At 66.2% G+C, this 7,713-nt stretch carries 5 protein-coding genes and 2 rRNA genes (1 of these 7 only partly in view); 5 read left to right on the forward strand and 2 right to left on the reverse strand.

The window, feature by feature from the left end; translation table 11 throughout:
* Window positions 1-112 precede the first annotated feature (112 nt).
* The 5 genes from PXH83_RS10670 to PXH83_RS10690 are packed head-to-tail and all read left to right on the forward strand — an operon-like array spanning window position 113 to window position 5,503.
* Window positions 113-1,336 (forward strand): DUF7847 domain-containing protein, encoded by a 1,224-nt coding sequence (locus PXH83_RS10670; RefSeq protein ID WP_274559175.1) that lies wholly within the window; start codon window positions 113-115, stop codon window positions 1,334-1,336.
* Window positions 1,337-1,340: 4 nt separating this feature from the next.
* The gene (locus PXH83_RS10675) at window positions 1,341-2,030 is read left to right on the forward strand and encodes a DUF4129 domain-containing protein (RefSeq protein WP_274559177.1); all 690 of its coding nucleotides are present in this window, start codon (window positions 1,341-1,343) and stop codon (window positions 2,028-2,030) included.
* Window positions 2,027-3,211: a DUF4350 domain-containing protein gene (locus PXH83_RS10680; RefSeq protein ID WP_274559179.1), complete on the forward strand. Its 1,185-nt coding sequence runs from the start codon at window positions 2,027-2,029 to the stop codon at window positions 3,209-3,211. The genes PXH83_RS10675 and PXH83_RS10680 overlap by 4 nt, the downstream gene beginning before the upstream one ends.
* Complete coding sequence (locus PXH83_RS10685) at window positions 3,208-4,182, forward strand: AAA family ATPase (protein WP_274559182.1); 975 nt, start codon at window positions 3,208-3,210, stop codon at window positions 4,180-4,182. The genes PXH83_RS10680 and PXH83_RS10685 overlap by 4 nt, the downstream gene beginning before the upstream one ends.
* A gap of 10 nt (window positions 4,183-4,192) precedes the next feature.
* Window positions 4,193-5,503 carry a DUF58 domain-containing protein gene (locus PXH83_RS10690; RefSeq protein WP_274562766.1) on the forward strand — a complete coding sequence of 437 codons (1,311 nt, stop codon included), beginning with the start codon at window positions 4,193-4,195 and terminating at the stop codon, window positions 5,501-5,503.
* Window positions 5,504-5,598: 95 nt separating this feature from the next.
* Here PXH83_RS10690 and rrf read toward each other — a convergent pair.
* Together rrf and PXH83_RS10700 are read right to left on the reverse strand one after the other, a co-directional pair.
* A 5S ribosomal RNA gene (gene rrf, locus PXH83_RS10695) occupies window positions 5,599-5,715 on the reverse strand.
* Between the two features lie 74 nt (window positions 5,716-5,789).
* A 23S ribosomal RNA gene (locus PXH83_RS10700) occupies window positions 5,790-7,713 on the reverse strand (it continues 1,200 nt past the right edge of the window).

Here is a 7,713-nt window from a genome sequence, read left to right on the forward strand (position 1 = left end):
CAATTGAAGGTGCGAAGGAGATACGGGGCCAGGCCCGCCGCCAGGGTCCCCATGACACGATGGCTGCCGAACTGCCGCCGCGACCGCGGACGGGCACCGTGAAGGAGCGACAATGAACGACTCTCCGGGCTGGGCGTCGCCCGGATCTGCCCCCTCCGACGGCCAGAAGCCGGGCGTGCCCCGGCCTGCCGAGCCGGCCGATCAGAACGACGGCGCGTCGAAGTGGTCGAAGGCGCAGCCTCCCGCAGGCCAGTGGTCGCCGCCCAGCGCCCCCGGCACGGGCCCCAGGCCTCCGCAGCAGCCCGGACCCGCCTGGGGCACAGGCCGCGGTCAGGGAGGCGGCTGGGGCGGTCCTCCCCCGGCGGCCAAGCCCGGCGTGATCCCGCTCCGCCCGCTCGGTGTCGGCGAGATCCTCGACGGAGCGGTGTCGACCCTGCGCGCCCACTGGCGCACGGTCCTCGGCATCACGGTCACCGTCGCGGTGATCACTCAGGTCTGCGACATCCTGATTCAGCGATACCTGCTCCCCGAGCCGGTCCGGGTCGACCCGAACGCCACCCCCTCGGAAGCCCTGAACCAGTCCGTCGACGCGATGCAGAGCACAATGGTCAGCGCGTCTCCCGGCTTGGTGATAACGCTGATCGGCACGCTGTTCACCACGGCCGTGCTCACCATCGTCATCAGCCGGTCGGTCCTCGGCCGCCCTGTGACGCTCTCCGACGCCTGGCGTGAGTCCAAGCCTCAGCTGCCGCGGCTGCTGGGCCTGACCCTGCTGCTGCCGCTCATGGCAATCGCCATCATGACCGTCGGCATCCTGCCCGGCGCCCTGCTCGGGTCCGCCGCAGGCGTCGGTCTCTCCCTGCTGGGCGGCATCGCGGCCTTCGTGGTCGTCCTCTGGCTGATGATCAGGTTCAGCCTCGCCTCCCCCGCACTGATGCTGGAGAGGCAGAGCATCATGAAGTCCCTGAGCCGCTCGGCCAAGCTGGTCAGCGGCACCTGGTGGCGCATCTTCGGCATCCTGCTGCTCACGATGCTGCTGACCTTCATCGTGTCGATGATCATCGCCGTGCCATTCGGTCTCATCGCCTACGCCGCGGACGACGGCCTCGGCCAGCTCTTCTCCGGGGAGACTCCGGAATTCGGCTGGCCCTTCCTGATCATCACCGGAATCGGCGCCGTGATCGCCACTTCGATCACCTACCCGATCAGCGCCGGAGTGACCGTCCTGCTCTACGTCGACCAGCGCATCCGCCGCGAGGCTCTCGACCTCGAACTGGCCCGCGCCGCAGGCGTCCCCGGCTACGGCCTGCCCGCCGACGACACCCCCGGGAGCTGATGCGGTGTCCACAGCGGGGGGCACGACAGCAACGAGCCTGCGGGTTCGCACAGCTGATGACGTACCGGTGGACACTCCACGCGTCCCCGCCCGCGAGGCGGCGGAGCGCGAACTGTCCAAGCCGATGTACCACGAGAACGACCCGAGCTTCCTCGAGCGCGCCATCGACCGCTTCTGGGAATGGGTCAACGACCTGTTCGACGCGGCCTCCGGCGCGTCACCCGGGGGCGCTGTCGGGCTCGTCGTCATCGTGCTGCTTGTCGTGCTCCTCGCCGCCGGCCTGTGGTTGCGGCTCGGCACCCCGCAACGCACGCCGTCGCCCGAAGGCCACCTCTTCGACGACGGCCCGCGCAGCGCGGCCGAACACCGTGCGGCCGCCGAGACGCACGCCGCCGCACACCGCTGGAACCAGGCCGTCCAAGAGCAGATGCGCGCCGTCGTGCGCTCCCTGGAAGAGCGCGCCCTCCTCGATCCACGCCCCGGCCGCACTGCCGACGAGGCCGCCGCGGAAGCAGGGCACACCCTCCCCGTCCACGCCGACCGACTTCGCGCCGCCGCCCGGGAGTTCGACGACGTCACATACGGCGGCCGCACCGCCGACGAGCCGGCGTACCAACGCTTGAGCGAACTGGACGACGACCTCGAACGCACCAAGCCCCTGCTCAGCGGCGCATCCCAGGGAGCTGCCGAATGAGCGCGGCTCCCCCTCTGTCCACCTCGGACGCCCGCACCACTCGTGAAGTGTGGAAGCGCACCCGCGGACCGCTGATCGGGCTGGCTCTCATCCTGGTGGCCGGCATCGTCATGGCGGCCGTACGCTCCGGCGACCAGCACGGCCGCCTGGACCCCCGATCCGCGGACCCCTACGGCAGCCGCGCCGTCGCCCAACTCCTGGACGCACAAGGCGTCTCCACTCGCGTCGCCACCACCCTCGACGACGCCACGAAGGCAGTGGCCCCGGACACCACTCTTCTGGTGGCCAACCCCGACTTGCTGACGCCCCGACAGCAGAGGCAACTCCGCACCGCGGCCGACGAATCCGGCTCCCGCACCGTCCTCCTCTCCCCCGGCCCGCCCTCCGCCTCCACCTTGGCCCCCGGCGTACGAGCCGCTGCGCGCAAACCCGTATCCGCACGCTCCCCCCAGTGCTCCCTGCCGGCCGCCGTCCGCGCCGGTGACGCCGACACAGGCGGATTTCGCTACACCACCAACCTCCCCGGCAGCGACGCCTGTTACCTCAGTCACAGTCTCCCCACGCTGCTCCGCGTCCCCAGCCGGGACAACGGCGACACCGTCCTGCTGGGCGCACCCGACATCCTCTACAACAATCGCCTCGACAAGCAGGGCAACGCCTCGCTTGCCCTCCAACTCCTCGGCTCCCGGCCTCATCTCGTCTGGTACCTCCCCTCGCTCCGTGACGTCGCGGCAACCGACGGCGGCGACCGCAGCTTCGTCGACCTGGTGCCTCCCGGCTGGATCTGGGGAACCCTCCAACTCGCCTTCGCCGCCGTGCTCGCCGCGATCTGGCGTGCTCGCAGGCTGGGCCCCCTCGTCACCGAACAGCTCCCCGTAGCCGTCCGCGCCTCCGAAACCACCGAAGGCCGCGCCCGGCTCTACCGCAGGGCCGGCGCACGTGACAGAGCCGCCTCGGCCCTGCGCGCGGCAACCCGCGCCCAACTCGCCTCCCTTCTCGGCGTACCCGCCTCCCGGGCCCACGCCGCCGACGCCCTTCTCCCTGCTGTCTCCGCCCATCTGCCGATGACCGCCAGGGATCTCCCGTCCCTGCTCTTCGGCACCGCACCTTCCGACGACGCCGGCCTGATCCGCCTAGCAGACGAACTCGACGCCCTCGAAAGAGAGGTACGCGCTTCATGAGCGCCCAGCCCGCAGAGAACCCAGACAGCGCCCGCGCCTCACTCGAAGCCCTGCGCACCGAGATCGCCAAGGCCGTGGTCGGCCAGGATCCCGCTGTCACCGGACTCGTCGTAGCTCTCCTCTGCCGCGGCCATGTGCTGCTCGAAGGTGTCCCCGGCGTGGCCAAGACCCTCCTCGTCCGCGCACTCGCGGCCTCCCTCGAACTGGACACGAAACGCATCCAGTTCACCCCGGATCTCATGCCGAGCGACGTCACCGGTTCGCTGGTCTACGACGCTCGGACAGCGGAGTTCTCCTTCCAGCCCGGCCCGGTCTTCACCAACCTGCTGCTCGCTGACGAAATCAACCGCACTCCTCCCAAGACCCAGGCATCTCTCCTGGAAGCAATGGAGGAACGTCAGGTCACGGTCGACGGCACTCCCCGCGCCCTGCCCGACCCCTTCCTCGTGGCGGCAACCCAGAACCCCGTCGAGTACGAGGGCACTTATCCGCTCCCCGAGGCGCAGTTGGACCGTTTCCTCCTCAAGATCACGGTCCCGCTGCCGTCCCGCGAAGACGAGATCGGCGTACTGACCCGCCATGCGGAAGGCTTCAACCCTCGTGACCTGCACGCAGCCGGCCTGCGCCCCGCCGCGAGCCGCGCCGACCTGGAAGCGGCCCGCGCCGCCGTTTCCAAGACCGCGGTCTCCGCAGAGATCACCGGCTATGTCGTCGATATCTGTCGTGCCACCCGTGAATCCCCCTCACTCACCCTCGGCGTCTCCCCTCGCGGAGCCACCGCTCTGCTCTCCACCGCCCGCGCCTGGGCCTGGCTCACCGGCAGGGACTACGTCATCCCCGACGATGTGAAGGCCCTGGCCCTTCCCACACTGCGCCACCGCATCCAGCTCAGGCCCGAGGCCGAGATGGAAGGAGTCACCGCCGACTCCGTCATCACCGCGATCCTCGCCCACGTCCCAGTCCCCCGATGAGGCGATGACCGTGGCCCTCACCGGACGAACCGCTCTCCTCGCGGCCCTTGGCGCGATCCCCATCGGCATCCTGGCGCCGAACTGGTCCGGAGTCCTCGCCCTGAACGCTCCCCTCACACTCGCAATTCTGTGCGACTACGCCATGGCAGCACCAGTGCAAAAGCTCCGTTTCACTCGAACTGGTGATACGTCAGTTCGACTGGGTGACGGCGCCGAGATCACGTTGACCATCACCAACCCCTCGCGCCGCCACCTCCGCGCCCAGGTCCGGGACGCATGGCCGCCGAGCAGCTGGCCGACCGGCAGCGAGCAGGCCGCGTCACGCCACAAGCTGACGATCCCGGCCGGAGAACGCCGCCGCCTCACCACGCTCCTCCGCCCAACCCGCCGCGGCGACCGCCATGCCGAACGCATCACCATTCGCTCGTACGGTCCCCTCGGGCTCGCCGCTCGTCAGGGCAGCCATAGGGTCCCCTGGACAGTCCGCGTGCTGCCTCCCTTCGGAAGCCGCAAGCACCTGCCGTCCAAACTGGCCCGCCTTCGAGAGCTCGACGGCCGAACCAGCGTGCTGACCCGCGGCGAGGGCACCGAGTTCGACAGCCTCCGCGACTACATTCCCGGCGATGACACCCGCTCCATCGACTGGCGTGCCACCGCGCGGCAGAACACCGTCGCGGTGCGCACCTGGCGCCCCGAACGCGACCGCCACATCTTGCTGGTCCTCGACACGGGCCGCACCTCGGCGGGCCGTGTGGGAGACGTGCCGCGCCTTGACGCCTCCATGGACGCCGTCCTCCTCCTCGCAGCGCTGGCTTCGCGCGCCGGCGACCGAGTGGACCTACTCGCCTACGATCGCCGAATCCGCGCCCAGGTCCAAGGCCGCACCGCAGGCGACGTTCTTCCCGCGCTGGTCAACGCGCTGGCACCACTGGAGCCAACGCTGGTCGAAACCGACGCCCGCGGCCTCAGCGCCGCGGCGCTCAAGAACGCTCCGCGCCGCTCCCTCATCGTCCTGCTCACGAGCTTGGAAGCCGCTCCCGTCGAAGAGGGCATTCTCCCGGTCCTCCCGCAGCTCACGCAGCGCCACACGGTCCTCGTGGCCTCTGTTGCAGACCCCCGAATCAAGGAGATGGCAACGGCCCGCGGCACAGTGGACGCGGTGTACGAAGCCGCCGCCGCCACCCAGGCCCAGGAACAGCGCCGCCGTACGGCAGAAAAGCTCACCCGTCACGGAGTCACCGTCGTTGACGCCACCCCGGACGACTTGGCCCCCGCTCTGGCCGACGCCTATCTCGCACTGAAAGCCGCAGGCCGCCTCTAGAAAAGATCGCTCGAGACAGAGCGCAGGGGCCGAAAGCCCCCTTGAACGCAGAAAAGCCCCGCACCATAAAGGTGCGGGGCTCCCCCACAATGATTGTTCGGCGGCGTCCTACTCTCCCACAGGGTCCCCCCTGCAGTACCATCGGCGCTGAAAGGCTTAGCTTCCGGGTTCGGAATGTAACCGGGCGTTTCCCTAACGCTATGACCACCGAAACACTATGAAGTTAAACAAACCGGTGCCGTCACAGTTCGTTACTTCAGAACTAACACAGTGGACGCGAGCAACTGAGGACAAGCCCTCGGCCTATTAGTACCAGTCAGCTCCACCCGTTACCGGGCTTCCACATCTGGCCTATCAACCCAGTCGTCTACTGGGAGCCTTAACCCCTCAAAGGGGGTGGGAACACTCATCTCGAAGCAGGCTTCCCGCTTAGATGCTTTCAGCGGTTATCCTTTCCGAACGTAGCCAACCAGCCATGCCCTTGGCAGGACAACTGGCACACCAGAGGTTCGTCCGTCCCGGTCCTCTCGTACTAGGGACAGCCCTTCTCAATATTCCTACGCGCGCAGAGGATAGGGACCGAACTGTCTCACGACGTTCTAAACCCAGCTCGCGTACCGCTTTAATGGGCGAACAGCCCAACCCTTGGGACCGACTCCAGCCCCAGGATGCGACGAGCCGACATCGAGGTGCCAAACCATCCCGTCGATATGGACTCTTGGGGAAGATCAGCCTGTTATCCCCGGGGTACCTTTTATCCGTTGAGCGACAGCGCTTCCACAAGCCACTGCCGGATCACTAGTCCCGACTTTCGTCCCTGCTCGACCCGTCGGTCTCACAGTCAAGCTCCCTTGTGCACTTACACTCAACACCTGATTGCCAACCAGGCTGAGGGAACCTTTGGGCGCCTCCGTTACTCTTTAGGAGGCAACCGCCCCAGTTAAACTACCCATCAGACACTGTCCCTGATCCGGATCACGGACCGAGGTTAGACATCCAGCACGACCAGAGTGGTATTTCAAGATTGACTCCACACACACTGGCGTGCATGCTTCACAGTCTCCCACCTATCCTACACAAGCCGAACCGAACACCAATATCAAACTGTAGTAAAGGTCCCGGGGTCTTTCCGTCCTTCTGCGCGAAACGAGCATCTTTACTCGTAGTGCAATTTCACCGGGCCTATGGTTGAGACAGTCGAGAAGTCGTTACGCCATTCGTGCAGGTCGGAACTTACCCGACAAGGAATTTCGCTACCTTAGGATGGTTATAGTTACCACCGCCGTTTACTGGCGCTTAAGTTCTCAGCTTCGCACACCCGAAAGCGCACTAACCGGTCCCCTTAACGTTCCAGCACCGGGCAGGCGTCAGTCCGTATACATCGCCTTACGGCTTCGCACGGACCTGTGTTTTTAGTAAACAGTCGCTTCTCGCTGGTCTCTGCGGCCACCCCCAGCTCACCGTGTAAAACGGATCACCAGTGATGGCCCCCCTTCTCCCGAAGTTACGGGGGCATTTTGCCGAGTTCCTTAACCATAGTTCACCCGAACGCCTCGGTATTCTCTACCTGACCACCTGAGTCGGTTTAGGGTACGGGCCGCCATGAAACTCGCTAGAGGCTTTTCTCGACAGCATAGGATCATCCACTTCACCACAATCGGCTCGGCATCAGGTCTCAGCCCTAATGTGTGACGGATTTGCCTATCACACGGCCTACACCCTTACCCCGGGACAACCACCGCCCGGGCTGGACTACCTTCCTGCGTCACCCCATCGCTTACCTACTACCACCTTGGGCCGCCGGCTCCACCACTTTCCTTTCCCCGAAGGGTCCGGAACGGCTTCACGGGCTTAGCATCAATGGATTCGATACTGGGCGTTTCAAAGCGGGTACCGGAATATCAACCGGTTGTCCATCGACTACGCCTGTCGGCCTCGCCTTAGGTCCCGACTTACCCTGGGCAGATCAGCTTGACCCAGGAACCCTTAGTCAATCGGCGCACACGTTTCTCACGTGTGTATCGCTACTCATGCCTGCATTCTCACTCGTGAACCGTCCACAACTCGCTTCCGCGGCTGCTTCACCCGGCACACGACGCTCCCCTACCCATCCCAGCAGGCGTTGGCCCTATTGCTGGAATGACACGACTTCGGCGGTACGCTTGAGCCCCGCTACATTGTCGGCGCGGAATCACTTGACCAGTGAGCTA

Source organism: Streptomyces spiramyceticus, from assembly GCF_028807635.1.
In the GTDB taxonomy this organism is placed as follows: Bacteria; Actinomycetota; Actinomycetes; order Streptomycetales; family Streptomycetaceae; genus Streptomyces; species Streptomyces spiramyceticus.

Coding starts and splice junctions, on each gene's coding strand:
- PXH83_RS10680 (WP_274559179.1), top strand. CDS start 2,027: ATGAGCGCGGCTCCCCCTCTGTCCACCTCGGACGCCCGCACCACTCGT.
- PXH83_RS10685 (WP_274559182.1), top strand. CDS start 3,208: ATGAGCGCCCAGCCCGCAGAGAACCCAGACAGCGCCCGCGCCTCACTC.
- PXH83_RS10670 (WP_274559175.1), top strand. CDS start 113: ATGAACGACTCTCCGGGCTGGGCGTCGCCCGGATCTGCCCCCTCCGAC.